The sequence below is a fragment of the Roseibium sp. Sym1 genome (genome assembly GCF_027359675.1).
Classification (GTDB): domain Bacteria; phylum Pseudomonadota; class Alphaproteobacteria; order Rhizobiales; family Stappiaceae; genus Roseibium.
In genome coordinates this window covers 4,813,119-4,838,743 of the sequence record NZ_CP114786.1, presented here as the reverse complement: position 1 = coordinate 4,838,743, position 25,625 = coordinate 4,813,119, and the positions used below count along the sequence as shown (strand labels likewise).

The 25,625-nt window shown below is 59.8% G+C and carries 26 protein-coding genes; 8 read left to right on the top strand and 18 right to left on the bottom strand.

Features of this window, described 5'->3' with window-relative positions:
* Positions 1-37: 37 nt before the first annotated feature.
* From O6760_RS22145 to O6760_RS22100, 10 genes are all read right to left on the bottom strand, one after another.
* Positions 38-2,398: a xanthine dehydrogenase family protein molybdopterin-binding subunit gene (locus O6760_RS22145; protein WP_269581847.1), complete on the bottom strand. Its 2,361-nt coding sequence runs from the start codon at positions 2,396-2,398 to the stop codon at positions 38-40.
* Between the two features lie 210 nt (positions 2,399-2,608).
* Positions 2,609-3,100 carry a (2Fe-2S)-binding protein gene (locus tag O6760_RS22140; RefSeq protein WP_269581846.1) on the bottom strand — a complete coding sequence of 164 codons (492 nt, stop codon included), beginning with the start codon at positions 3,098-3,100 and terminating at the stop codon, positions 2,609-2,611.
* A 130-nt stretch (positions 3,101-3,230) separates the two neighbouring features.
* On the bottom strand, positions 3,231-3,935 hold the full coding sequence (locus O6760_RS22135) for an SRPBCC family protein (RefSeq protein ID WP_269581845.1): 705 nt from the start codon (positions 3,933-3,935) through the stop codon (positions 3,231-3,233).
* Positions 3,936-4,207: 272 nt separating this feature from the next.
* The gene (locus O6760_RS22130) at positions 4,208-6,451 is read right to left on the bottom strand and encodes a bifunctional diguanylate cyclase/phosphodiesterase (protein WP_269581844.1); all 2,244 of its coding nucleotides are present in this window, start codon (positions 6,449-6,451) and stop codon (positions 4,208-4,210) included.
* A 1-nt stretch (position 6,452) separates the two neighbouring features.
* A complete protein-coding gene (locus O6760_RS22125) occupies positions 6,453-8,135 on the bottom strand; it encodes a sensor histidine kinase (RefSeq protein WP_269581843.1) in 1,683 nt (560 codons plus the stop codon).
* 363 nt (positions 8,136-8,498) lie between these two features.
* The gene (locus O6760_RS22120) at positions 8,499-9,353 is read right to left on the bottom strand and encodes a response regulator transcription factor (RefSeq protein ID WP_332306201.1); all 855 of its coding nucleotides are present in this window, start codon (positions 9,351-9,353) and stop codon (positions 8,499-8,501) included.
* A 247-nt stretch (positions 9,354-9,600) separates the two neighbouring features.
* The gene (locus tag O6760_RS22115; protein WP_269581842.1) at positions 9,601-10,947 is read right to left on the bottom strand and encodes a FliI/YscN family ATPase; all 1,347 of its coding nucleotides are present in this window, start codon (positions 10,945-10,947) and stop codon (positions 9,601-9,603) included.
* Positions 10,916-11,674, bottom strand: coding sequence for a hypothetical protein (locus O6760_RS22110; RefSeq protein WP_269581841.1), 759 nt, complete (start codon positions 11,672-11,674; stop codon positions 10,916-10,918). Before O6760_RS22110 ends, O6760_RS22115 begins: the two co-directional genes overlap by 32 nt.
* Positions 11,671-12,402, bottom strand: coding sequence for a flagellar basal-body rod protein FlgF (flgF, locus tag O6760_RS22105; RefSeq protein ID WP_269581840.1), 732 nt, complete (start codon positions 12,400-12,402; stop codon positions 11,671-11,673). Before flgF ends, O6760_RS22110 begins: the two co-directional genes overlap by 4 nt.
* A 3-nt stretch (positions 12,403-12,405) precedes the next feature.
* Positions 12,406-13,194 carry a DUF1217 domain-containing protein gene (locus O6760_RS22100; RefSeq protein ID WP_269581839.1) on the bottom strand — a complete coding sequence of 263 codons (789 nt, stop codon included), beginning with the start codon at positions 13,192-13,194 and terminating at the stop codon, positions 12,406-12,408.
* Between the two features lie 185 nt (positions 13,195-13,379).
* Between O6760_RS22100 and motA the strand changes: the two genes are divergently transcribed.
* The 7 genes from motA (at position 13,380) to O6760_RS22065 (ending at position 18,921) form a co-directional block, all read left to right on the top strand.
* Positions 13,380-14,279 (top strand): flagellar motor stator protein MotA, encoded by a 900-nt coding sequence (gene motA, locus O6760_RS22095; RefSeq protein ID WP_269581838.1) that lies wholly within the window; start codon positions 13,380-13,382, stop codon positions 14,277-14,279.
* Between the two features lie 3 nt (positions 14,280-14,282).
* Positions 14,283-15,242 (top strand): flagellar motor switch protein FliM, encoded by a 960-nt coding sequence (locus O6760_RS22090; RefSeq protein ID WP_269581837.1) that lies wholly within the window; start codon positions 14,283-14,285, stop codon positions 15,240-15,242.
* The gene (locus tag O6760_RS22085; protein WP_269581836.1) at positions 15,223-15,801 is read left to right on the top strand and encodes a hypothetical protein; all 579 of its coding nucleotides are present in this window, start codon (positions 15,223-15,225) and stop codon (positions 15,799-15,801) included. Before O6760_RS22090 ends, O6760_RS22085 begins: the two co-directional genes overlap by 20 nt.
* Positions 15,801-16,193, top strand: coding sequence for a flagellar motor switch protein FliN (gene fliN, locus O6760_RS22080; RefSeq protein WP_269581835.1), 393 nt, complete (start codon positions 15,801-15,803; stop codon positions 16,191-16,193). The genes O6760_RS22085 and fliN overlap by 1 nt, the downstream gene beginning before the upstream one ends.
* A gap of 65 nt (positions 16,194-16,258) precedes the next feature.
* Positions 16,259-17,323 (top strand): flagellar motor switch protein FliG, encoded by a 1,065-nt coding sequence (locus O6760_RS22075; RefSeq protein WP_269581834.1) that lies wholly within the window; start codon positions 16,259-16,261, stop codon positions 17,321-17,323.
* A 52-nt stretch (positions 17,324-17,375) separates the two neighbouring features.
* Entirely contained in the window at positions 17,376-18,449 is a 1,074-nt protein-coding gene (gene flhB, locus O6760_RS22070) for a flagellar biosynthesis protein FlhB (protein ID WP_269581833.1), read from the top strand.
* Between the two features lie 25 nt (positions 18,450-18,474).
* Entirely contained in the window at positions 18,475-18,921 is a 447-nt protein-coding gene (locus tag O6760_RS22065; protein ID WP_269581832.1) for a hypothetical protein, read from the top strand.
* A 65-nt stretch (positions 18,922-18,986) separates the two neighbouring features.
* Here the strand turns inward: O6760_RS22065 and O6760_RS22060 are convergent, their stop codons facing one another.
* On the bottom strand, positions 18,987-19,442 hold the full coding sequence (locus O6760_RS22060; protein ID WP_269581831.1) for a hypothetical protein: 456 nt from the start codon (positions 19,440-19,442) through the stop codon (positions 18,987-18,989).
* 624 nt (positions 19,443-20,066) lie between these two features.
* Here O6760_RS22060 and O6760_RS22055 point away from each other — a divergent pair.
* The gene (locus tag O6760_RS22055) at positions 20,067-20,324 is read left to right on the top strand and encodes a hypothetical protein (RefSeq protein ID WP_269581830.1); all 258 of its coding nucleotides are present in this window, start codon (positions 20,067-20,069) and stop codon (positions 20,322-20,324) included.
* A 61-nt stretch (positions 20,325-20,385) separates the two neighbouring features.
* Here O6760_RS22055 and O6760_RS22050 read toward each other — a convergent pair whose 3' ends face one another.
* The 7 genes from O6760_RS22050 to flhA all read right to left on the bottom strand — a co-directional run bounded on the left by O6760_RS22050 (position 20,386) and on the right by flhA (position 25,508).
* Entirely contained in the window at positions 20,386-20,613 is a 228-nt protein-coding gene (locus tag O6760_RS22050) for a hypothetical protein (RefSeq protein ID WP_269581829.1), read from the bottom strand.
* 171 nt (positions 20,614-20,784) lie between these two features.
* Positions 20,785-21,240, bottom strand: a complete 456-nt coding sequence (locus O6760_RS22045) for a hypothetical protein (RefSeq protein WP_269581828.1) — start codon at positions 21,238-21,240, stop codon at positions 20,785-20,787.
* A complete protein-coding gene (locus O6760_RS22040; RefSeq protein WP_269581827.1) occupies positions 21,237-21,680 on the bottom strand; it encodes a hypothetical protein in 444 nt (147 codons plus the stop codon). Before O6760_RS22040 ends, O6760_RS22045 begins: the two co-directional genes overlap by 4 nt.
* Positions 21,680-22,120: a rod-binding protein gene (locus O6760_RS22035; RefSeq protein WP_269581826.1), complete on the bottom strand. Its 441-nt coding sequence runs from the start codon at positions 22,118-22,120 to the stop codon at positions 21,680-21,682. The genes O6760_RS22040 and O6760_RS22035 overlap by 1 nt, the downstream gene beginning before the upstream one ends.
* A 139-nt stretch (positions 22,121-22,259) precedes the next feature.
* Positions 22,260-22,640, bottom strand: a complete 381-nt coding sequence (locus tag O6760_RS22030; RefSeq protein ID WP_269581825.1) for a flagellar biosynthesis protein R — start codon at positions 22,638-22,640, stop codon at positions 22,260-22,262.
* Positions 22,641-22,644: 4 nt separating this feature from the next.
* The gene (gene fliR / locus O6760_RS22025) at positions 22,645-23,421 is read right to left on the bottom strand and encodes a flagellar biosynthesis protein FliR (protein WP_269581824.1); all 777 of its coding nucleotides are present in this window, start codon (positions 23,419-23,421) and stop codon (positions 22,645-22,647) included.
* Positions 23,418-25,508, bottom strand: a complete 2,091-nt coding sequence (flhA, locus tag O6760_RS22020) for a flagellar biosynthesis protein FlhA (RefSeq protein WP_269581823.1) — start codon at positions 25,506-25,508, stop codon at positions 23,418-23,420. Before flhA ends, fliR begins: the two co-directional genes overlap by 4 nt.
* Between the last annotated feature and the right edge of the window lie 117 nt (positions 25,509-25,625).

Here is a 25,625-nt window from a genome sequence, read left to right as displayed (position 1 = left end):
GTGTTCAATGACGGGCGGGTTGCCCCGCCCGGATCCCTTATTCGGCCGCCTGTTTCAGGCTTGCCTGACAAAGTGCCCAGACCTTCTCCGGCGAGGCCGGCATGGCAAGGTCGTTGTTGCCGATTGCGTCGGTGATCGCATTGATCACGGCCGGCGGCGAACCGATCGCTCCGGCCTCCCCGCAGCCCTTCATGCCCAGAGGATTGCCCGGGCACTCGGTCACATGGGTTGACAGCTGGTAGGACGGAACGTCGTCGGCGCGCGGCATGCAGTAGTCCATGTAGGACGCCGTCAGAAGCTGGCCGGTTTCGTCATAGGATGCGTTTTCGAGCAGCGCCTGGCCAATGCCCTGCGTGATCCCGCCATGAACCTGGCCTTCCACGATCATCGGATTGATGATGTTGCCGAAGTCGTCGGCCGCCACGAAGTTGACGACCTCGGTCTTTCCGGTATCGGGATCGACTTCCACCTCGCAGACATAGGTACCGGCCGGGAACGTGAAGTTGGTCGGGTCGTAGAACGCACCCTCCTTCAGGCCCGGTTCCATGCCTTCCGGAAGATTGTGAGCGGTATAGGCCGCAAGCGCCACTTCGGTGAAGCTCAGCTTCTTGTCCGTACCGGCCACCTTCAGCTCGCCGCCCTCGATCTGGATGTCGCCCTCGGCGGCCTCCATCAGGTGAGCCGCGATCTTCTTGGCCTTCGCCTCGACCTTGTCGAGGGCCTTGACGATCGCCGACATGCCCACGGCACCGGACCGCGATCCGTAGGTCCCCATGCCGAACTGAACCTTGTCCGTATCGCCATGAACGATCGACACCGCATCGCTGTCGAGGCCGAAGCGTTCGCTGATCAGCTGGGCAAAGGTCGTTTCATGTCCCTGTCCGTGGCTGTGCGACCCGGTCAGGACCTCGATGGTGCCGACGGGGTTCACGCGAACTTCCGCCGATTCCCAAAGTCCGACCCCGGCGCCGAGCGAGCCGACCGCTGCCGATGGTGCAATACCGCAGGCCTCGATGTAGCAGGACAGGCCGATGCCGCGCAGCTTGCCGCGAGAGGCAGCCTCCGCCTTGCGTGCGGCAAACCCGTCAAAATCCGCAGCCTTCAGCGCCGCATCCAGCGTCGCGTCATAGTCGCCTGCGTCGTAACACATGATCACCGGCGTCTGGTGCGGGAACGTCCGGACGAAGTTCTTGCGGCGGAACTCGGCAGGCGACAGGCCCACCTCACGCGCCGCGGTTTCCATCATGCGTTCCAAGAGATAGGTCGCCTCGGGCCGGCCGGCCCCGCGATAGGCATCCACCGGTGTCGTGTTGGTGTAGACGGTCTTCACGTTGGCGTGGATCGCCGGAATGTCGTACTGGCCGGACAGCAGTGTCGCATAGAGATATGTCGGCACGGAGGACGAGAACAGCGACATGTAGGCGCCCAGGTTGGCAATCGTCTTGACCCGGAAGCCGAGAATCTTGTTGTCCGCGTCCAGGGCCAGTTCCGCTTCAGAGCGGTGATCGCGGCCATGGGCGTCGGTCAGGAAGGCCTCGGTACGGTCCGAAACCCATTTGACCGGACGGCCGACACGCTTTGCGGCCCACAGGCAGACCATTTCTTCCGGATAGATATAGATCTTGGAGCCAAACCCGCCCCCGACATCCGGCGCGATGACACGCAGTTTGTGTTCCGGCGCAACGTTGTAGAACGCCGACAGCACCAGACGGGCAACATGCGGGTTCTGGGACGTCGTGTAGAGCGTGTAATGCTCCTCGGCAGCGTCATACCCGGCCAGCGCGGCACGCGGTTCCATCGCGTTCGGCACAAGGCGGTTGTTGTGGATCTCCATTCGGGTGACATGGGCCGCCTTCTCGAAAGCCGCGTTGGTTGCGGCCTCGTCTCCGATCTCCCAATCGTAGATCAGGTTGCCTTCCGCTTCCGGGTGGAGTTGCGGCGCGCCCGGCGCAAGAGCAGCCACCGGATCGATCACGGCCGGCAGTTCCTCGTAGTCGACGACCACCGCGTCGGCCGCGTCCCGCGCCTGGGCCGCGGTATCGGCCACGACAACGGCCACCGCCTGGCCGACATGGCGCACGATCTCCGGTTCCAGGGCACGCCAGCCGCCCATTTTCATAGGAGTTCCATCCTTCGAATGGATCATCCAGCCGCAGATCAGGTTGCCGATGCCGTCCCCGATCAGCTGGTCACCGGTCAGCACGGCATCCACCCCGGGCATGGCCAGGGCCGCGCTCGCGTCGATGCCGGTGACCTTCGCATGGGCATGTGGCGAGCGGACGAAGGCCGCATGGCCCATGCCCGGCATGGTCATATCATCGGTATACCGCCCTTTTCCGGTAATGAAGCGCTTGTCTTCCTTGCGCAGGGCGCGGGCGCCAATCCCCTCTACTGCCATTTTTTCTCTCCCAATATCTGATCCGGTTCCGCCTTGACCGGAAAACCTCCTGCGACCGGCACTGCCGGTGTCCGCCCGATGGGCGCCTGATTGATCAAGACCTGGCGGGTCGCCACCTCCTGCCCGTTTCCTCCCGGCATCTCGGTGGCGCAAAGGTCTTTTGGTGTCTGGGCGCGGCGCAATCCGCGCGACAAATCTGGGAAAAGCCGCCTATTCAGCGGCCTGGGCCATGTCGGCCATCTGGTCGGAGGCTGCCTTGATGGCCTTGACGATGTTGTGATAGCCCGTGCAGCGGCAGATATTGCCTTCCAGCTCGTGGCGGATCGTGGCCTCGTCAAGATTGCCCGCACCGTGGCGGTTGATCATGTCGACCGCGCTCATGATCATTCCAGGCGTGCAGAACCCGCATTGAAGCCCATGATGTTCGCGGAAGGCAGCCTGAACCGGATGTAGGTTCTCCGCCGTTCCGATGCCTTCCAGCGTGACGACATCGGCTCCGTCGGCCTGGGCCGCGAGCATGGTGCAGGATTTCACCGCCTTGCCGTCGACATGCACCACACAGGCACCGCATTGCGACGTATCACAGCCGACATGCGTTCCCGTCAGTCCACGAACGTCCCGGATAAACGATACGAGCAGCGTCCGGTCTTCGACATCCGCCGACACCGTCTTGCCGTTCAATACCATCGTTACTTTCGACATGAATTTCTCTCCCTCATGAAATTCCGTATTCGTTGCCCGTGTAAATCCCGGTTTGCCACCGTGTTATGTGGGGGCTGCCGAAGCGCTTCGGCCGTCAAACCCCGATCTTTTCAAAAATTGGACCGCCCGGTCAACTCGCAAGAGCAAGAACGACGATCAGGGCGCCGAGCAGAACGAGACCCCAGACCACCGGACCGCCATAGGCGTTGCGACCGGCTGCGGCCTCGATGTTTTCCTCCGCCTTGTGAATCCGGTCCTCAACCGCATGCTCCGCCTCTTCAATCGCATGCATGACTTCTCCCGGCGCTTCCTCGATGGCAATGCGCTTGGCTTCTTCGGCAAGACCGGGATCGAGAGCTTCACCGTCATCCGCTTTTGAAGAGGTCTGGCTGTCCTGGCCGCCGACCTTCTCGGAAAAGGCCGTGAAAAACTCTTCCGCCATCTTCTTCGCCGTGGAATCGATCAGGCGGCTTCCGAGCTGGGCCAGCTTGCCGCCGACCTGCGCCTTGGCTTCGTAGGACAGCACGGTCTCCTCGCCCTCTTCCGCAAGCGAAACATCCGCGGACCCCTTCGCGAATCCGGCTACACCGCCCTTGCCTTCACCAGTGATCGTGTAGCTTTGCGGCGGATTGATATTCTCCAGAGTAACCGCGCCTTTGAACTTCGCCTTGACCGGGCCGATTTTCGAGGTGACCGCTGCGGTCATTTCGGTATCCGATGTCTTTTCAAGGCTTTCGCAGCCTGGAATGCAGGCCTTCAGGATTTCCGGATCGTTCAAAGCCTCCCAGACTTTTTCCCGCTTCGCCGGAATCCGATGGGAGCCGCTCATATCCATGTTGTTTTCTCCCCAGATCGCGCTGTGGCGTTTTTTGAAATGGCATTGGGGATGTGCGGCGCAGTCGTCGCACATCCTGAAAACGCGTCCCCTTCATGAGAGCGTGTTTCGTGCAAAACTTCAATCGCTTAAATGAGCGAGACGTCAGATTGGCAGGATGCGCTGAAGGCACAATGGCGTGAACGGCGTTTGACCGCGCGCCGCAAGCGTGTCCGAACCGCAATTCCAAAACCGCGGCTCGGGGGTTTGACCACCATGGATGGTCCTGCGCCCTAGCCGAAAGCCACGCCCGGTACCACCGCTTTGGAGATGAAGGTGTTCAGATCGTCCACGCTGAGAGGCTTGGAATAGAAGTAACCCTGCAGGTAATCGCAATGCAGGTCCTGCATGAGCTGCCGTTGGGCAGCGGTTTCCACGCCTTCCGCCGTCACACTCAGATCAAGTGCCTGTGCCACCGCGATAATGGATTTCACAACCGCAAGCGCGTCGGCGTCCTGATCCATGTTCATGATGAAGCTGCGGTCGATCTTGATCCCGTCAACAGGCAGTTTTCTCAAATAGCTGAACGAGGAATAGCCGGTCCCGAAATCGTCGATCACGACCTTGGCCCCCTTGTTGCGCAGCCATGTGAGCAGGGACAGCGTCACCTGGTCATTGCTGAGGAAAAGGCCTTCGGTGACCTCGAACACCAGTCTGTCCATGGGCAATTCAGCCTCCGAGATGGCATCCTCGATGTCCTTGTAGATCCGGTTGGTCTGGACCTGCCGGGGCGACAGGTTCACGTTCAATCGCACATCCCCGGACAGGCCGCTCATGCGGCTGAATTGCGAAAACGCGTTCTTGAACATCCATGCACCGATCTCGGAGATCAGGCCACTGGCCTCAGCCGCTTCAATCATGCGCGCCGTATTGAGAAAGGTTCCCGATGGTGTCCGGAACCGCATCAGGGCCTCGAACGCGGCAATGGATTCGTCCTTTGCATGCATGACCGGCTGGTAATGCAACGAAAACTCTGTCTGGTTGCTTGTGCTGGTCAAAAGCGAAGCCAGCCGCAGCCGCTCAAAGGCCGCCTCCTGCATCAAGGGATGGAAAACCGCGTGGTTGGTCAGCCCCTTTTGCCGGACATCATTGAGCGCAATCGAGGCAAATCGCACAAGTTCTTCCGCGTTTTGGCTGTCCGACTCATCCGACGCGAAACCGAGTCGCAGACGCAACGTGATCTGGTTGTCCTCAAGTGTGATCGGCTCCTGGAACGCTTCCTCGATCCTCGTCACAACGTCCTGAACCTTGTTGGCGTCACCGCCCTTCAGGAGGATGAGGAACTCGTCCCGTTCCTTCCGGGCAATGGTCAATGCATCCGGGAATGTCTGAGACAGGCGATGGCCGGTTCTCTTGAGAACCGCACCGGCCTTTTCGTCACCTATCCCGTCCACGATTACCCGATACCGCTGAACGTCTGCATGCACGACAAGCAGCGACGCATGACTGGCGGCGTTGCGCTGGAAGGTTTCGACAAAACCGGAATAGGTCGACAGACCGGTGACCCGGTCAACATAGGCAAGGTTGCGGATGTGCTCCAAAAGCCCGGTCTTTTCGTAACCAAGGGCAACGTTCGACACGAACAGCTTGACGACTTCCGAACCGACCAGCTCCTCCAGCGTGTCCATGGACATGCCGATATAGAGTGCTCCGGTCATTCCGTTTCGGGTTACCAGCGGCAGGGAAACGCCGGTCCCGATTGCGTAGCTTTCCTGCGTATCGATGCACCGCGCCACGCAACTGCGGATGGTGTCGTCGCTGATGACGTCAACAGGGAGGTCGACCTTGTCCTCGAAATTTCCGGTTGCCGCCAGAACGCGGATGTTGGACCGGTCCAGAACGCCGTAATCCGGCATCGTGTCAAGGCCGCACAACAGGCAGTCGACCGGTTGACCGACGAGGTCGGAAAAATGGACAAGCACGGTCGAAGCGAATTCGCTGAGCGCATTCTTTTCAACGATTGCCGAAAATTGCTCGTTGAGCTGTTGCAGCTTCTTCCGGTTGGTTTCAAGAGACATCACAAGCTTGTAACCGCGCAAGGCGGTGATGATTGCCGTGATCAGCTTGGTCCGCGAAAGCTCGGCCTTTTCCGTGTAGCCGTCGATATCGAACTTCATGATCACGTCGGTCTGCGGCGCATAGCCCGGCTGGCCCGTGCGCAGGATCAGGCGTGTGAAGTGGTTGTTGAGCTCCGAACGGATCCAGCTGACGAGGCTCAGACCGGCGGTATCGCTCTCCATGACCACATCGACTAGCGCAACCGCTATGTCGGTCTCCTTCTGCAGGAGATCGCGCGCCTCCTGTGCGGAAAGGGCATGAAGAAGTTCGAAACTGCGGTTTTCGAACACACATCCGGCAACCGCAATTTTGGTCACCTCGTGCACATCCGGATCGTCGTCGACGATAAGGATCTTCCACGGCGCTTTGCGCGGCGTCTTGATGTCGGGTTCCGAAGGAGCGAGAAAGTCCATCACCATGTCAATGCACCTTCGACCTGTGACGACCGGATGTATCCGCCGGCATCAGCGCGGGGAACTCGATCGTGAACTCGGTTCCGGCCCCAACATTCGATACGACGGATATGGTTCCGTTCAATGCCTCTGTCACCAGCTGGTAGCAAATTGCCATTCCCAATCCTGAGCCGCCTTTACCGAACTTCGTCGTGAAAAAGGGCTCGAAAACTTTCTTGAGGTTCTTTTCCGGAATCCCTACACCAAAATCCTGGCACGTGAATGCGATCCTTTTGCCTTCTGGCGTTGCACGCCCCTTTTCCTTGGGGACAATGACGCGAGAAGTCACTTTGATCTTCCCTTCGCTCCGGCCTTCGTAGCCGTGTTTGATGGCGTTTTCGACAAGGTTTGAGACAAGCTGGCTCACCGCGCCGGGAAAGCTTTCTACGACCACGTCGGCGTGCAGATCCATCTCGATCGTAAAAGGTGTTTTCTTCAAAGTCGGCTGGAGCGTGGCCAGGGTCTCGCGAATGATATGGTCGAAATTGAAGGAGCGCTTCTTCTCGCTCTGCCTGTCGACGGCCACCTGGCGGAAATTGCCAACCAGCTCACGTGCCCGTCCAAGCGTCTTCTCGATGATATTTGCCGTGTCTGAAATGCGCTCGACCTCGCTTTCCAGCGCCTCCTTGCTCAAACTCTGCTCTTCGAGTTCCTTGCGCAGATACCCCGTTGAATCCTTGATTGTCGTCGCGGCCATGAGTGCATTGCCAAGAGGGGTGTTCAGCTCGTGCGACACGCCGGCGACAAGGGCGCCGAGCGCCGCCAGATTGTCCGCCTGGATGAGTTCTTCCTGAACCAGCTTCAATTGTTCCGTCCGATGCGCAACCAGATCCTCGAGATTGGTCTGGTATTCCTGAATTTTTTGCAGATCCAGATGACGCCGCTGCACCATGGATTGCAGGCTTGATGCGAGAATGCCGATTTCGTCGGCACGGCCCGGCATCAACTCTGCCTTTGGCGGGTCCTCAATGAGCCGTGGCGTCGACAGGTAATCGACAACAGCCGACAGCGGCTGGCCGATCAGTTTTCGGAAAACGGTCCGAATGACAATGGCCAGAAGCAACAGATAAATAATGATCGCCGTCACGATGAAACCGACTGTCGACACGATTTCGTAGGATATCGCATTCCTGTCGATCAGAATGAAAACCTGCCCGATTGCATCCTTGTGCAGGATCGTGCTGGGCGAATTCAGCGTATACTGGAGCGCCTCCCTGGCGCGCGCGCCGGTCACGGGCTCACCGAAATTGCCCGTATCAGGTGTCTCGACCCAGACCTTTTCGACCACCTCCAGGCTTTCCAGACCACGAATGAGCTGCAGGGTCGCATCCGCGTTCACTGTCCAGATAGCTCGTTCGAACGGACGCTTGGTGGCCTGGAAAAACGCCTCGGTCACACCAATTGCACGGGCATGCGAAGCATCCCAGGTGATTTTGGTGAGAATGCCAATGAAGATGACGCCGAGAATGGCAAACAGGCCGAGCGTATAGAGAATAAAGGTACGCGACAGGCTGGAGCGGCCCATCTCCCTGGGAGCATATGGCAACGACGTACTGCCGCTAATACTCAAGACGCCCACCCTGATCCCGAGTGCCTGCTCCCCAGATTGAAAATCCGGCAAACGCCCCGCCTCGACAGCACCCGCCGACAAGCGGATCCCGAACCTTCCGAGCGGGCCGTTGGTTTTTTCACGTCCATCACAGACACATCTACATTGCCCCTTGCCCCATCCTCCGGCGCGCCTGTTAGGCACCGTTTGATAAGAGCGTCAGTGTGCTGATCATTGTGGCAAGGTTTTCTAAATTTTCCATAAAAATCAATTGTAAATAGAAACAGGCGTTGCACGACAACAAAAAGGAAAAACTTCAGCTTCCGCGGAATTCGAGCCACGTAACGATCGAGCGGCATCGCGTCATGCGATTTTTCCTGGCAAAACACTCATGCCAATCCGCTCCGGCGCAACCTGTTTCTTATCCTGTCCCCGCAAGCCTTTCAAAACACGAAGCTATTTTGATCACGCGTTCACCACGGACAGAAACGGCTTTCCTTGTACACATGTATCCGCGGGCGTTTCGACGGGCTGAGACGTCGCGGCAGTTGCCTGCACCGGCCGACGGCTGTCACTCACCTTTTGCTTGGCTCCGGACCCGTCCTTGAGCATGTAACCGATGTAGCGCGTGGATTCGATTGCATCAAAACCAAGCTTCTTGCGCAGCTTTTTGCGCAATTTTGAGATGTGGCTCTCCACCACGCATTCATCGACACCGTCATTCATGACACCGTAGACCGCATTGAAAATCTGCGTTTTCGTGACGCGGCGCCCCTTGTTCTTGACGAGATATTCGAGGATCCGGCGCTCCCGACGAGGAAGTTCCATGACATCGCCGCCCACGAGCGGATCACGCCCGTCGAAAAAAACCTCGATCGCCCCCGTTCCTGCGGAATTGTTGCGAGAGGTTATCCGGCGCCGGAAGGCACCGACACGAGCGATGATTTCCCGGACATGAACCGGTTTTTTCAGGACATCGTCCATCCCCGACGAAAACAGCTCAAGCGTGCTATCAAGGGTGGCGGTGTCCTCGAGCGCAACGATCTGCGCTTCGGGACAGCGCGACCGAATTGAGGCGACATAGCCGCAGCGTTCCGCGCATTCCCCCAGCAGGATCGCATCGACAGACCCCAGATCCTGTGCACAGGTAATCTCGAGCCAATCAAGCAATTCGGACGGTTGCAGTTCCAGGGAGGCATAGCCTTCCCTCTCGAAGGCCGAGGCATAGCCTGCGGTCACTATCTCTCGTGAATCAACTATAATGAACATGTCAGCCCCTTGGATTTTTCCAATACTGAATCCGTAGAATTGACGGTTCACAAGGTCAACATTTCTTCCCTGTTTCGGAAACTATTTCCAAACTTAAGGTGGTGGAAATTCTTACATGCACATAGAAATATAAATCAAAACTCTCAGACATTGCGAACAACTTGAGAGAAAATTTGATTTAAATAGGAATGTTCGCCGTAAATCGGGAAAATTATTAAGAAGACACTGCACACATATACAAAAATTGCCGCTATTAAAAGCGGCAATTTCCGTTTTCTACTGCTGTCACAAACTATAGTTACCCGTCGGCAGCCAGCGCCTGAGCGAGGTCGGCGAACGGATCTGAAGGCACCACCTGGTCAGACCGCTGGCGAAGGGCCTCATAAATCTTCGGCACCAGCCGGCACGCTTTCTCGAGTTTTTCGTCACCTGCCGCCTGAAAACCACCCATCAGGCGCAGGTCCTTGGTGTCCTCGAAATGGGAAATCAGCCCCTTGATGCTATGGATCAGATCCTGCTGGTCGGAGGTCCAGGCACGGTCCGCAAGGCGGGAAGTCGACCGGAGCACATTGACCGGAGGATACCGGCCGGCCTCGGCAATTTGCCGGTCAAGAACGATATGACCATCAAGGAGCCCCCGGATCGCATCCGAAACCGGATCGTTGTGATCGTCACCATCCACCAGGACCGAAAAAATTCCGGTGATGGACCCCTCCCCGCAACTTCCCGGGCCCGCACGTTCGATCAGTCGAGCCAGGTCGGCAAAAACGCTCGGCGGATAACCGCGCGCGACCGGCGGTTCTCCGGCGGCCAGCGCGACGTCCCGGGCCGCATGGGCGAACCGGGTGGCGGAATCGAGAATGAGGAGAACCTTGTGTCCCTGTCCCCTGAAATACTCCGCCACGCTCATTGCTGTCTTCGGTGCCAGCCGGCGTTGCATCGCGCTTTCATCACCAGTGGACGCGACCACGACGGAATTCGCCAGGGTCTCGCCGAGAATGTCGTCGATGAATTCCCGGACTTCACGTCCCCGCTCCCCGACCAGCCCGACAACCACAGTGTCGAATTCACCAAATCCGGCGAGCATGCCGAGGAGCGTGGACTTGCCGACGCCCGAGCCGGCAAACACGCCGACACGCTGGCCGACGCAGAGCGGCGTGAACAGGTCGATCACACGCACACCGGTTTTCACACCATCTGAAATCTTGCTGCGGTTCATCGCCGGAGGCGGTGCCCTGTCCAGCAGAAAGGCCTCCACGCCGTGGCTGAGGCTCCCCGCCCCGTCGATCGGTTCACCCAGGGCATTTATGATCCGGCCTCTCCAGCTCATGTCCGGGTGTATAGCCAACCCGCCCATGACGGAGGCGACGCTGCCGATACCGATATCGGTCACACGCTCCAGTGGTTTGATCACTACATCTTTCTCGTCAAGCCGGATGATCTCGCCTTGGCGGATGCCCGAACGGCCCTCGAATTCCACCAGATCGCCCAGGCAGACGATCCGCGAAAGCCCGGACACCCGTATCGCTTCGGAAGAAACCTGAGTGACACAGCCACTCAGCTTGACCGGACCGACTTCCGTTTGAAGCGCTGCAAGCGACGCCGACAATTGATCAAGAGTGTTCAGATGCGGTGCGTTGGGCATGGCGTTCCTGGAGGGCCTTCAAGACATCGAGCGGAAGATGGTTCGACTGGTGGGTGGCAAGCCGGTTGAGGCCGCTTTCATTCGGGATCGCCAAGACCGGCTGGTCGGCCGTTTCGTGCACATCCAGATAGGCAACCGAAGAGGCCGCGGTGGCGGCGTCTGCCCTTTCGTCAGGAGCCATCTCCCGATTGATAACCTGGGTCAGGGAGGGCACGGCCGCGACGTCACGCCCGGTCGACACCACTGTATCGCCAAGCAGCGCGGTCCCGGCGGCAAGCCCAGGAACTTCACCCGGACCCGTCTCGGGTTTGCGCTGCGGCACCGGAACCGGCTCCGGATTCTGTCCAGCGGCTTCTTTTGCGGTTTCGGCCAGGCGCTGTACCGGCGCCGGCGACGGATCAACCCCGCCGTCCAACCGGTCGCCAAGGGCATTGTAGGCCAGCATGGCGCCCAGACCGACCGGTCCGCCAAGGGCAAAGCCATAGAGAGCATTGCCGGTCTTTCGGGCCTGGTCGGAAATCTGGTCATTGGTCACGGAGCGGTAGAGTTCCGCGACACCGGGAATATGCTGCAGGGGATTGATGACATCGATGAAGTCGCCGAAGCTGAACCCGGCGCGGTCGGAATTGGGAAGCTCGGGCCGCAGGGAACCTGCATCCGGTCTGTTCGCAACTGCGTCAAGGTCGAGCGGGCGGCCGACCGGGGCTGTCAGGTCCACGGCGGTCATGAGGTTGCCCCCAGTTCGCGAATGGCCTTTTCCTGGCTTTCATTGCTGGTATCGATCATTTTTGTCGCGCTTTCAAAGGCGCGCGAAATCATGATCATCTTGGTCATTTCCCGGACGGGATTGATATTCGCCCCTTCGACATAGCCCTGGCGGATCCCGTGCTGATCGTAGATCTGCACCGGGATCACCGGCTTGTCGGGAATGACCGCGGAGTTTTCCGCCCGGGTCAGTGCCGCATCATTCGGGATCAGGAACAGGCCGATCTGGCCGATCACACCGAAATCGTCCTGCCGGATTTCACCGGACTGCGTGATCAGGGGCGGCCCCGCCTCCGGGTCCAGCGAGATCGGCTGACCGCCCGAGCCAAGGATCTGCTGACCGGTCAGCGTCCGCAAGGTTCCGTCTTCTGCAATTTGCAGCCGTCCGTCACGGGTATAGGACATGACACCGTTCCGGTCGCGGATCGCGAACCAGGCATCCCCCTCGATGGCAAGGTCCAACGGATTGTCGGTCTTGTTGAGACCGCCTGTCTGCCGCGAGATGTATTTTTCGCCGCCGGTGGCGAAACTCACCTGGTCCTGGCCGGCCTTCGAAATCAGTTCGGCGAACTTGACTTCGTCGGCCCGGTACCCGGCCGTGTTCATGTTGGCGACGTTGCGGGCGACCGTTTCCAGACGGTTCGACAGGGCGACCTGGGCCGACAGGGCCACATAGAGAGCGGATTGCATGGATCAAAAGCCTCCCAGGCGAAATTTCTGGATACTGGCGAGAAGCCCCTCGCCCATTGGAATGATGCCGTTGGAGTTGCCGTACAGGCTGAGCACCGGAGAATTCACCGCCACCGGACCATTGGCGAGATCGTACAGCGCGGAAAAGCGGCTCAGGAATTTCGACAGGTAATCAGCATCGCCGAACATGTCGAAGTCGAGATGCTCCTCCAGGTAGGCCGCCTGCTTGTCGATGTCGGTCATGGCGAATTCCTGCGGCAGGCCGAGCGAGGTATAGACCGCTTCCGCCAGGGCCCGGTCGGCCAGGACATCATAGGCATTCGTGATGTCAGGCGCCCTGCGTTCGAAATAGAGCGCCAGGCGCACGCCCTGGTTCTGCTCCCCCTCGCGAACCTCCAGGGTCTGCCGGTGAAATTTGGCGACGATCCCGTCCTGGGTGCGCGAAAAGGACGTGGCCGTTTCCCCGTAACGCTTGAAATTGAAGGTCTCGGCGAAAGTCTTGTATTTCGTGTCGGCGAGCTGATTGGCAAAGGCGGTGCGATCGTCCGTGCCTTCTTCCAGAACCTTGCGCATGAACGCCTTCGCATAGGTCATGTCTTCCAGCCCCATGGCCGTCATCGCGTAATTGAAGATCCGGTCGTCGGCGAGGAACTCGTCGATCGACTTAATGTTGCGGATGTTCTCCAGATAGTACTCGCTCTGCCGCTCGACGGTCGGATCAGCCGCCACCGTCTTCAACGAGCGCTCCATGTTGGTTCTGACCAGCTGAACCTGCGTCAGGGTATTGATCATTGTCTTTTGTTCCCGTTGCGCCCGGATTACGGGCAGGCTTGCGGGGAACTGTTGCGGTCAAAGCTTACGCCAGGCTGACGACAATACCGTCGGCCAACCGCGCTCCCGGGTCAGCTTCGGACAAGTCTCGGCCTCTAGCGTCTGCCCAGTCTGAGTTGAATGCCAAACCAGTTGGGAGCTGTTCGGTGACAATATTAATCGGCCTGATCATTGCGGGCGCATCCCTTATCGGCGGCTTCGCCGCGCTTGGAGGCAAGGTCTCCGTTCTCTGGCAGCCATGGGAGCTTCTCATCATCCTGGGCGTCGCCATCGGTGCCTTTGTTGTCGCCAACCCGATGAAAGTGATCAAGGGAACGGTGGTTGCCGTCTCCGATGCCCTGCGCAACGCCGTGCCTGACAAACGGGAATATCTCGACGTTCTGGCGCTGCTTTACGGCCTGATGCGTGAATTGCGGGCCAAGGGCCGCAACCAGGTCGAACCGCACATCGAGGATCCGAACACCTCGCCGATCTTCCAGAAGTATCCCTCGGTCCTGCGCAACGCCAACCTGACCACGTTCATATGCGACTATTTCCGGCTGATCATCGTCGGCAATGCGAGAGCCCATGAAATCGAGGCACTTGTCGACGAGGAACTTCATACCATCCATCGGGACCAGATGAAGCCGTTTCACGCCATGTCGAGCATTGCCGACGCGCTGCCGGCCATCGGCATCATCGCCGCCGTGCTCGGCGTCATCAAGGCAATGGCCGCGATCGACCAGTCGCCGCAACTTCTCGGCAGCCTGATCGGCGCCGCCCTTGTGGGGACCTTTGTCGGGATCTTCTTTTCCTATTCGCTGTTCGGTCCGCTGGCGGCAAAGATCCGCACCGTCAGGGAAAGCCGCCTGAGGACCTACATCGTGGTCAAACAGACCCTGCTTGCCTTCATGAACGGTGCCGACCCGCAAATCGCGCTGGAACACGGCCGCAAGACCATCTCCGATGTCGACCGGCCGACCATCGACGAGGTCGAGAACGAGACCATGAGCGCCGGCTCCGCCGCCAACACGGACACTGTCCAGGACCTCCAGGGAGCCGCCTAAGCCATGATCGAAGCAGCGACCGCCAGTTCCAGCGCCTCCAATTCCGAACGGGCGAAAATCGCCGACCGCCTGTTGGACGCCGCCGGCATCTCCGTCGACCGTCTCCCGATGCTCCCGGTTGTGTTCGACCGCATGGCCCGCCTGATGGCCGACGCGATGCGCCAGAAGTCCCCCTCGCCGTCCTACATTTCGGTGAGCTACGTGGAAAACAACCGCATCGGCGACGTGCTTGACGAGTTTGAATCCAACGCACTTGTCGCCGTGCTTTATTCGCCGGAATGGGACGCACGTGTCCTGGTCGGCTTCGACCGGGACTTCATCTTCACACTGGTGGACGTGTTGTTCGGTGCCGACGGCATCGAGCCGCCGATCGACGACGAACGGCCGTTCTCCAACATCGAGACCCGGATCGCCCGCACCATGTTCGAGGTCGCCGCGAAATCACTCGCGGAGAGCTTTGCGCCGATCGCTGAAACGACCCTGAAGATCGAACGGATCGAAAGCCGGATGGATTTTGCCGTCGTCGGCCGACGCAACAATCCGGCCGTCGTGGCCCGGCTTCTTCAGCAGGCCATCGGCCGGGGCGGCGAGGTCTTCGTGGTCATGCCGCACTCGACCCTCAACCCGCTGCGTCAACGCCTCTCCCAGGTGCTTTCCGGGGAAATGTCCGGCCGCGACAAGCAGTGGACCCAGCACTTTCATAACGAGATCCAGCGAACCGAAGTCAAGCTGGAAGCCATTCTGGAAGAACGTGAAATGTCCCTGGGAGAACTCTCCGATCTCAGGGTTGGCCAGGTGATCGAGCTTCAGGCCACCGCGCGTTCGCCCGTCACGCTCGCCTGCAACGAACAGCCGGTCTTCACCTGCCAACTCGGTCAGTTGAACGGCTCCTACACGCTGCAGATCGAGGAACTCATCCACGAGGAAGAAAAGGATCTGTTCGATGATCTCCGCAATCGTTGATGGCGTCCTGCTGGTCGCGCTGGTCGCGACCACGGTCCGGATGCTCACCATGCACCGGGAACTGCGCCGGCTCGGAAACTATCATGACGACTACCAGCGCATTTTCGAGCAGACCGCGCTGGCGCTCGACGGCATCGAGGTGTCGATCCAGGAAATCAATGTCAAGAGCGCCCAACTGCTCAACGCGCTGGGCAGCCGCATGGATGATGCGCGCGACCTGATCGCCGAGATCGACGGCCTGACGCGTGAAGCCAAGCGCCAGCAGTCGGTCCTCAAGGCCGAACTCAAGGAACTGTCGCGCGCCACCGCCCTGATGGGCGCCCCCAAGCGGCACGCGCCGGACCGGGACGATCTTGACCTGTTCATAGACGACACGGTGACCGACCGGTCTGCCGGTGTCTCAGCCAAAACCGTGCCGGCGGCCACCATTGGCCGCAAACCCGCAACCATTCATCGCGCACCGGCGACGGAACCGGCCCCGACGCGGATCCACCGGATCGACAACTCGTTGCAAAGCCCGTTCCGCACCGTCTCCATGTCTCAGAAGGATAAGATGTAATGTCCGACACCATCATAGATCACGTCGATGCCGAAGCCGGCCCGAAAGCAAAACCTGCCGACGCCACCAATTTCGCCAAGGTGGAAGCGCCGGACAAGGACCAGGGTGCGGAAACCATCGGCGACGACCGCAACCTGGACACCATTCTCGGCATCCCGGTGAACATCCAGGTGGTCCTGGGTTCGGCGACCATGCTTGTCTCGAACCTCCTGAAACTTGGCCGCGGCGCGGTCATTCCGCTCAACCACCGTGTCGGCGAGCCGATCGACATTGTCGTCAACGGCCGGGTCATCGCCCGGGGGGAAGTGGTGGTCGTGGAGGACGACAATTCCCGCTTCGGCGTGTCGCTGACCGAAATCATCAGCGGCCAGAACGGCGCCCTTGAAATGTGACGAGGGCCGTTGCCCCCCCCTTCCCGCCGTCCCCGATCAGGCAGACACCTTAAGGTATAGAGAGTATGACGAGCACCGCCAATGCTGCCGCCGCAACCGCGGCTTCCCTGGCCAGGCCACCGGCTCCGCCGGCCCGCCGCCTGAATGGCGTACAGCGCGTGGCCGCCCTGCTGCTGTCGCTGGGAAAGACCAGTTCGCAAAAGCTGTTGAGCCACTTCGACCAGGAAGAAATCCGCATGATCACGGTGACCGCCGCCCAGCTCGGCACGGTGGCGTCGGAGGAACTCGACAAGCTGGCGGAGGAATTCATCGAACAGTTCTCCACCGGCACGACCCTGTACGGCTCGGCCAACGAAGTGGAAAAGATGCTCGAGGGCGTGCTGCCGGAGGACCAGCTCGCCGACATCATGTCGGACGTGCTCGGCAATTCGAACCGGTCCATCTGGGACCGGCTCACAACGGTTTCCGAGACCGTCTTCGCCAATTACCTGCTCAAGGAGCATCCCCAGACCGCGGCTCTGATCCTGACCAAGATCAAGCCGAGCGCGGCGGCCAAGGTACTCGGCCAGATCAATGTCGAGACCCGCAATTCGCTGGTCCGCCGCATGCTTTCCATCAAGGCGGTGGTGCCGGAAATCATGCGCGACGTGGAAAAGACCATGCACGAGGATTTCATGCTCAACCTGTCGGGCACGCTGGAGGCCGACAGCCACGCCCGCATGGCCGACATCCTCAACAAGATGGACCGCGAGCACATGGAGGACGCGCTGGACAACCTGAACGAAGTCCGTCCTAAAACGGCGGAACTCCTGAAGGGGCTCCTGTTCACTTTCGACGACATCACCAATCTCAATGCCCGCACGCGCATGGCCATCTTCGACCAGATCCCGACGGACCGGATTGTCATGGCGCTCAAGGGCACCGACGGCAGCTTCCGGGAAGTGATCCTGTCATCGCTGACGTCGCGCGCACGGCGCATCGCAGAGCACGAGCTGGCGGCCGGAGAACCGGCGGCGCAGCGCGACGTGCTCGATGCCCGCAGCGCGATCACCAACCTGGCCCTGGAAATGGCCGGCCGGGGCGAGATCGAACTCAACCCGAAGCAGGACGAAGGGGCCTATTTTGCCTGACCGGACCTGCCTGTTGTTGACCTCGCACCGGGACGGGTAAGCGGGCGGGCCGATGTCGGAAGAAGACAAGGACTCAAAAACAGAGGAACCGACCGAGAAGAAGATCAACGACGCCGTTGAGAAGGGCAACACGCCGGTCTCCCGGGAAGCCCCGGTCCTGGCAACCTTTGTCGCGACGCTTCTGATCGGAAGTTTTGTTCTGACCGCGGCGGTGCGTCAGCTGATTGAAAAGCTGACGCATCTCCTGGACATTTCAGGAGGAGTGGATCTTGGAAACAGCGCCGACGCACTTCTGCTCACTCACGTGGTCTCCGTCGAGGTGCTTACCTTCCTGGCGCCGATCGTCGCCCTGCTCGCGGCGGCCGGCCTCACGTCGGCCTTTCTCCAGAACACGCCCCGCTTTGTCCTTCACCGGATCAAGCCGGACTTCTCGAAACTCTCGCTCATCAAGGGCTGGAACCGGATTTTCGGAGCCCAGGGTCTCGTGGAATTCCTCAAGGCGGTTTTCAAGTTCTCCGCGGTCAGCGCCATTGTCTATGGCCAGTTCCGGGCGAATGAAGCGGAATTGATCAACGCCATGTTCACCGACCCAAGTGCCCTGCCGGAAGTGATCCTGCAGATCTCCATGAAGCTGATCGCAGGTGTCTGCATCGTCACCATCCTGCTCGTCACCGTCGATATCCTGTGGTCACGCGCCCATTGGCGCAAGAACCTGCGCATGAGCAAGCAGGAGATCAAGGACGAGCACAAGCAGATGGAGGGCGACCCGATCGTCAAGGCACGTCAGAAATCCCTGGCCCGTGACCGCGCCCGCAACCGCATGATCGCCGCGGTGCCCCAGGCAACGCTGGTTGTTGCCAATCCGACACACTTCGCCGTCGCACTGCGTTATGACGGGGATCAAAACCCCGCCCCGACTGTTGTAGCAAAGGGGCAGGACCTGATTGCGCTCAAGATCCGGGAAATCGCGGAGGCGAATGACATTCCCGTGATCGAAGACCGCCAGTTGGCCCGGTCCCTGTTTGCGGCCACTGAGTTGGAGAAAATGATCCCGCCGGAATTCTACAGGGCAGTTGCGGAAATCATTTGCTACGTGTACTCACGCCAGTCCAATACTTCTGTATAATTTTATGTATTTGGAGGTCCGGGGAATGCACGATATGCCTGAAGGCAAAGGCGGAAAGCCGTCACCCTTGGAAAACGACCGACAGCGCCAGGTCGCCATCGCCGCCGCCCTCACCGATTTCATCGAGGACCTGAAACTCGTCGATGCGATAGATTTCATCGCCTATATCCGCTCCGACCGTCACGGCAACATCGAGGAACTGGTCAAGACCTCTGCGGAGCTCTTTTTCAAGGAAGGGTCGCTGCGCTACTCCATGGCCGCCCAGGCGGACCTGGACTGGGAAAAAGCCCCCAAGGTCTCCCTCGACCTTGAGTTCTTCAACAAGGGCGTCTGGATCTATTTCACCGTGGTGCTCGCCTCTCCGGACAACGCGGTCAACGTCTCCTATGTCGAAGTGCCGGATGCCGGCGGCAACAAGGCCAGGGAAACGGAGATGCTGCTGGAGGCGCTGAAGGATGCGCGGCTGAGGTAGGGAGAGCGTGTTTCAACTGCCCTCACCCAAACGCAGACCCGGCGACACGCGGGACAAAGGGTCTGTCAGCGACGGGTCCAGTATTTTCTGTCGGCACTCAACTTCCAACGGCTTTTCAGGGCACGCTTGTCGATCCACTTGCAGGAGGTCCAGGACGGGGGTCTGACGCATGTCATGTCCGTGAATGGACCCGACTTGTCGATCACGAGCTTGTTGCCCGGTATTTTCTGGCAGGCCGTTTTCGGCGGGTTTACCGGAGCGGGCTTGAAGCCTTTCGACAGGTCTTTAAATTCCTGCTTCGAAAGCTTCAAAGCGGATTTTCCCTTCGGCAGCCTCTTTCGCATGTAATCGATCATCTGATCGGATGGATCCCGATAATTCTTGTAGTATTTCAATATTTTCTTGTAGTCCTGCCGCGTGTCGCAAAAATCATAGACATCTGTCACTGCGAGCGACGGACCTGCTGGGAGAAGACACATCAAGGGTGTCAGCAAGACCAACCTCAAAAAAAGTTTCGGCATAAATACATCTCCGGTATTCAACGGCAGGATTAAGGGTGAACATTTGCTTGCCTCATGCGAAGCTTTTGTTTCAGTCCTCACAAAGTTTACCCGTGCTTGCCTGACAGGCGCGCTGGCGGGCAGCCTCGCGATGAAGCCACTGGTTCGAATCCTTTCTGGACATCTTTTCAAAGATGCCCTTGCAAGTGGCATTGGCGACCGCCCGGCCCGTGTACGTGTGGTAGAACCCCTCACGTTTCAAAGCTTCACAACGATTTTCGGGAACGCTTGAACCTGACGAAGAGGTTGATCCAGTCGATTGACACCCAGCCTGGGCGGCAAAAAGCACAACGAGTATTGCGGTCTTGAACACATTTACTGACAAAAAGCACCCCATGATCTACAGGATTTCTCGAGACATCACTTTCCACCGGTTCGGTCGCGGCAAGTTCAGCGATCGACCACTTCAGACGATTCATATCGACCATTTATCTGATATTTTTAACAATCGTAAAAGCTGCAATTTCTTTGTGGGACAATTGGAAAAGTGAAATGAGCAAGGGCGAGAGGCGCTGATCATGCTAAATACCTCATGCACGATCAGACCCATCACCCCAGCGCGAGCAGTGTTCCGAAGGCTATGGAATGAAAAAGATCCCCATCCCGGACGACCCCGCCCACATGGTCACAGCGATTGTCGCCTATGCCGGGATCGCCAAGCGGCTGCACATGGAAATGTCCAATCTGGCGGGCGGACCGGGCGTCGATCTTGATACGGTCAAGGCGGACCTGATCCGGGAGGCCAAGAGGGCCGTGCCGCAGGGAGATTTCGCCAGGGATGAGATTGGCGTCTACAAGACCATCTTCCAGGCGATCGAGACGATTTTCGACGCGGACGAGTGACATTCTGCCGATACCCGGCAAGACCGGCACCGGCGGCATCCCGCTCGGCAACTGCCGGCCCTCAATCGTCCTCCAGTAGTGGCGAAAGCCGCTCCATGAGCGCATGCAGCTCCTTGCCCACATGCCGCATTTCCCTGGCCTGTTCCCCTTCCTCGATATCGGCATAGATCAGGATCTCGACCGCTGTTTCCATCAGCTGAATATCGACGCTCGTCAGCTCGGCTGTGGCGCTCCCTGAAGCCAACCTGACCGATTTGACAGGCTCGGGCGGATGGTCATCCTCCGACATCGCTTTGTTCTCCTGAATGCGCACTGGACTTTTCCGGCAGCTGACCGCCATTCAAGCAAGTCAGTGACGAGACCGAAAGTCACCCTTCAATAAAAAAGGGGCGCCCAACCGGAGCTGGACGCCAATGGCCTGGGAGGCGGCAGGAGGGGACATGCTGTGGCAAGGCTACGCCTAGTGGGTGATGACGTCGGCCTTGTCGAAATAGTTGAACTCTTCAACCAGAACATCATGCACGATGTCCTGACCGAGCCGGGCGTTGGTCGACTGTTTCAGGCGGTTCTTGAACGTCTCCAGGTCATAGCGTTCCAGACCGCGGAAATCCAAGGTCTCGTCGGAATAGAGCACCCGGAAGGCCTCGTCGATCAGGAAGGGGTGCGGGGGAACCGGCAGCCGGCGCAGCGTGTCGCCGTCGGCGGTGAAAACCATCTTGATGACGACATAGCCCTGCAGCACGCCGTCGGCGAGAATCGGCACGTTGACCGGGTCAACTGTTTCGTAGTCGAGCCCGACAAAGGACGGCTCCGTGTCGCCGACCCGTTTCTGGGCGGCAAGGTATTGCGTGGTTCCATAGCCCGACGCCAGCATCGTCGCGGACATCCACAGACCTGCGGCAACGATCTTGATCATCGCGCCGGCTCCGGAAACGGCGCCTGGTAGGTACCGTCCGAATCGAAGTCGATCATGGTCCGCGACATCAGCTGTACCACCTCGGACACCGCATTCAGGTGCAGTTTCAGGAGAGCGACATTTTCCTCCAGCGCGGATTTGAACACGGCCAAATCCGCCTTGAGGTCATTGGAGTAGTTGACGGGCGCCACCAGCGCCCGGGCACGCATCAGATCCAGGAGAGCCTGGCTCTTGCCGTATTCGAACGTTTTCAGGTCCGTGGTCGGATCGGCGCGCAAGGCCCGGGTTTCATCGCGGACGGCATCGATCGCGCGCCGGACCGCCACGTTCAAGGGTGTGCAACGGAGCGGATCCGGCTGACTGGTTTGCACGACGATCCCGGTCGGGCCGGCATCAGAATCCGTGTTTTGGGAAACGGCAATATCCGGGCTGGCGTCCATTATGCTTTTTCTCCGTGCTCAACCGTTGCCTGGTTCAGACTGTCCTTGATGATGTCGGCGATGCCGACACCGCCGCTCGCCGCCAATTGCGTGGCAACCTGTTCGGCCAGCATCGATTTCCAGATTTCGCCGGCAGAACCCTTGCCGAACACCATCTCGGCGTCATCGGGCAGCATCGTCTCGACAAACTGGGTCAGGATCATCGCTTCGAATTTTTCCCCCGGCGACCTGGCCTTGCTGGCCACTTCGGAGCCTGCCGTGCGGAAACTGTTGTCGGCCGAAGAGACCCGGTTTGAAGCCCCCTGAAAGGCCAGCGAGAACCCCTCCCCGGAACCTCCGGCGCCAATCGAGCGGAGGCGGCTGGTTGCTTCCTTCAGGCCGGCCGGATCGGCGGCCTTGGCAACATCCAGGATCAGGTCTGAAGGTGGCGAGATTGCCATTCTCGGGCTCCGTTCGTCGATTTCATGGGCGCAAACAAGATCCGGCGGGCGACAGGTAAGGCAAGCAAGAAGCTCTGCCGGACCTTGTTTGCGGCTTCAGGAGTAGCGTGCCCAGCTTGCGGGAGGCTTGCGTCATGCCTCATCCGTAGCGCCGGTCGAGAAACTCCTGCAGGTCGCGCTCCTCGTCGGCGCGCTGTTCCTCGCCGCGCATCCTGGCGAGGCGCTCCGCCATAAGTTTCAGCATCAGGCGCTGGCGGTCATATTCGGAATTGACCTTGGCGCGCGCTTCCGACAGGCGCGCCATGTCCTCGATGATCCGGCGCAGACGCTCCGCCGCGTTCGCGATGAAGCGGTCATGCTGGGCCAGGTCACCGTTGGACAGGGCCAGCAGGATACGCCGTTCCTTTTCGCTGAGCTGGTAGACCTGGGCGTCGAGTTTCTGCAGGAGCCACGAGGAGAACAGAAAGATCTGCTTCTGCATCCGGAACAGGCGTTCGATTTCCTGACTGTTGCGTGCCATGGGTTTAACCTAACTGAAGCCAATGGAAGTAGCCGTCGAGGAAGATCATGATGGCTTCCGCGATGACCAGGTAGAGGAAGTAGAGACCGCCGGCGATGACGAACGGCATGGAGATGAAATAAACCGGGATCTGGGGCGTCAGCTTGTTGATCAGACCGACGGCGAAATTGACCACGACCGTGTACACGACGAACGGGCTGCAGACCCGCAGGGCCAGCAGGAAGGTGCGGCCGAGCTGTTCGGCAAACTGCTCCAGACCGGTCACCGCCGCAAGCGGTTGCCCCGGCGGGATCGCCTCGTAGGACGCCGCCAGCCCCCTCAGGATTTCCCAATGCTGGTTGGTGATGAACACCATTGCGGTTGCGGTAACGGTAAAAAGGCTTGCCACCGGCGGCAGCGTGTCCGTGCCGTCGATCGGCATCCCCGGCATGTTTGACAGTCCGATCGCCATGGAAACCAGCGTTGTCAGGGTCTCCAGCGCGGCCAGGAAGATCCGGCCGAGGAAACCGATGAAGGCGCCGGTCAGAAGTTCCGTTCCGATGAACCAGGCAACCGTTCCCGGCTGTTCGTCCGGAAGCGCCGCCTGCACGCCCGGCGCCAGAAGCGGCGACAGGGCCAGCGAGACGGACAACGCCACGAACAGGCGCACGCGCGCCGGGATCCTGTTGCTGCCGAAGCCCGGTATGATCATCAGGCAGGCCCCGATCCGGCAGAACAGGAGGAACACCGCCAGAAGCAGCGACGCGCCATACGTGCTGAAGAATAGCCCGCCGGCGGTCACGACACGCTTCCGAGTGCCGCGACGTCGACACCGCGGGCGATCTCGAGATGCGACAGGACCGGCAAGGTCGGGAACATGCGCTCGACGATCATGCGCACATACGGCCGGGCATCGGGTGCGGCGACGATGGCAAATCGGCTGCCCTCCTTCATCTGCTTCCTGACCGCTTCCGACATCTGCGTTCCGAACTCCTCCACCAGCTGCGGCTCGATGTCGAACTCGATGACGTCCCCCTTGGGATCGCGTTTCAGGGCGTTGTGGAAAGCAAGGTCCCAGCGGTTGCCGAGCCGAAGCACCCTGAGCGGACCGCCTTCGGCCAGGTCGCCGCAGATCTGCTGGGCAATGCGCATGCGCACATGTTCGACCACCTGCTCGGACCGGCGCACATGCGGCACGATCTCGGCAACGGCTTCCAGGATCAGGTTCAGGTTCCGGATCGAGACCCGTTCGGCGAGCAGCAGCTTGAGCACCGCCTGCAGGCCTGAGAAGGACGTGTGCGCAGGACAGATGTCGTCGAGCAGCTTCTGGTACTCGGGATCGAGCCGGTCGAACAGCTTGCGCATGTCCTTGTAGGACAGGAGCTGCGGCAGGTTGTTGCGGATCACCTCGCTCAGGTGGGTCAGGATCACGGTGATGTTCTCCGCCGGCATCAGTCCGCGGCGCTTCAATTCGTCCCGGTAGGCCTGCGGCACCCAGTAGGCCGGCATGCCGAAGGCCGGCTCGCGGGTCTCGTCCGCCGGCACCGGCAGCGGCGCGTCATTGTTCGGAATCACCAGGAGTTCCCCCACCTTGATCTGCTGGGAGGTGATGATCGTGCCGTGGATCTTGATCTGGTAGCTTTTCGGGTCGAGGGTCAGACTGTCGGTGACCCTGATGTCCGGCACGACGAAGCCGTATTGCTCGGCAAATTTCCGGCGCATCTTGGCGACCCGGCGCGACAGTTCGCCCGTCTTGGTCATCAGGTCGGCGGAAAGCTGCTTGCCGAGCACCAGCTCGACCTCCGCGGACTTCAGCGTTTCCTTGACGGAATCCTTTTCCTCAAGCTTCGCCTGTTCGTCCGCGGCGCGTTTCCTGTCTTCTTCCACCTTCTTCTGCGCCGCGATCCGCCGCGGAATTGTGTAACCGATGAACCCCATCAGACCGGCGAGCAGGAGAAACGGCAGCATCGGCAGGCCGGGCATCAGGCCGAAGACCGCCATCAGCACCGCGGCGACAAACAGCGCACGCGGGTATCCGCCAAGCTGGCCGAGCACGGCCTTGTCAGCAGAGCCTCTGGTGCCACCCTTGGAGACGAGCAGGCCCGCGGCAAGCGACACGATCAGCGCCGGGATCTGCGAGACTAGGCCGTCGCCGACGGACAGCTTGGTGAACACATCGGAGGCGCTGGCGACCGTCATGTCGTAGCGGGTGACACCGATGACAATGCCGCCCAGAATGTTGACGGCCGTAATGATCAGGCCGGCGATGGCATCGCCGCGCACGAATTTCGACGCACCGTCCATGGCACCGAAGAACGAGCTTTCCTCCTCCAGTTCCTTCCGGCGATGCTGGGCTTCCTTCTCGTCGATGAGCCCTGCGGACAGGTCCGCATCGATGGCCATCTGCTTTCCGGGAATGGCGTCGAGGGTGAACCGCGCACCGACTTCGGCAATACGGGTGGCCCCCTTGGTGATCACCAGGAAATTCACGGTGATCAGGATCGCGAACACGATCAGGCCGATGACGAAGTCGCCGCTCATCACGAACTGGGAGAACCCGTTGATGACATATCCGGCGGCGTTCAGCCCCTCGTGACCGTTGGCCAGGATCACACGCGTGGTCGCGATGTTCAGCGACAGCCGCAGCATGGTGGCGATCAGGAGGATCGTCGGAAAGGAGGAGAAGTCCAGCGGCTTCTGGATCCACAGGGCCACCATCAGGATCAACACGCTGAGCGCGATCGACATGGCCAGGCCGATATCGATCAGGAAGGTCGGGATCGGCAGGAACAGCACCGCCAGGATGACCACGATACCGAGCGCAAATGCGACGTCCCGGCGGCTGTCCGGTGTTCCGTCCGCGACCGGCGAAAGGGATGTGTCTGTCATGCCGTTCCTCTGCTGCGTCTCAACTGTGAGGCAAAGTCGCCTCCGAAGCTTGCGCGAGGCTTTTTGAGAAGTGGGAAATCAGGAATGACAGCTTGCGCATGCTGATAGGGAAACAGT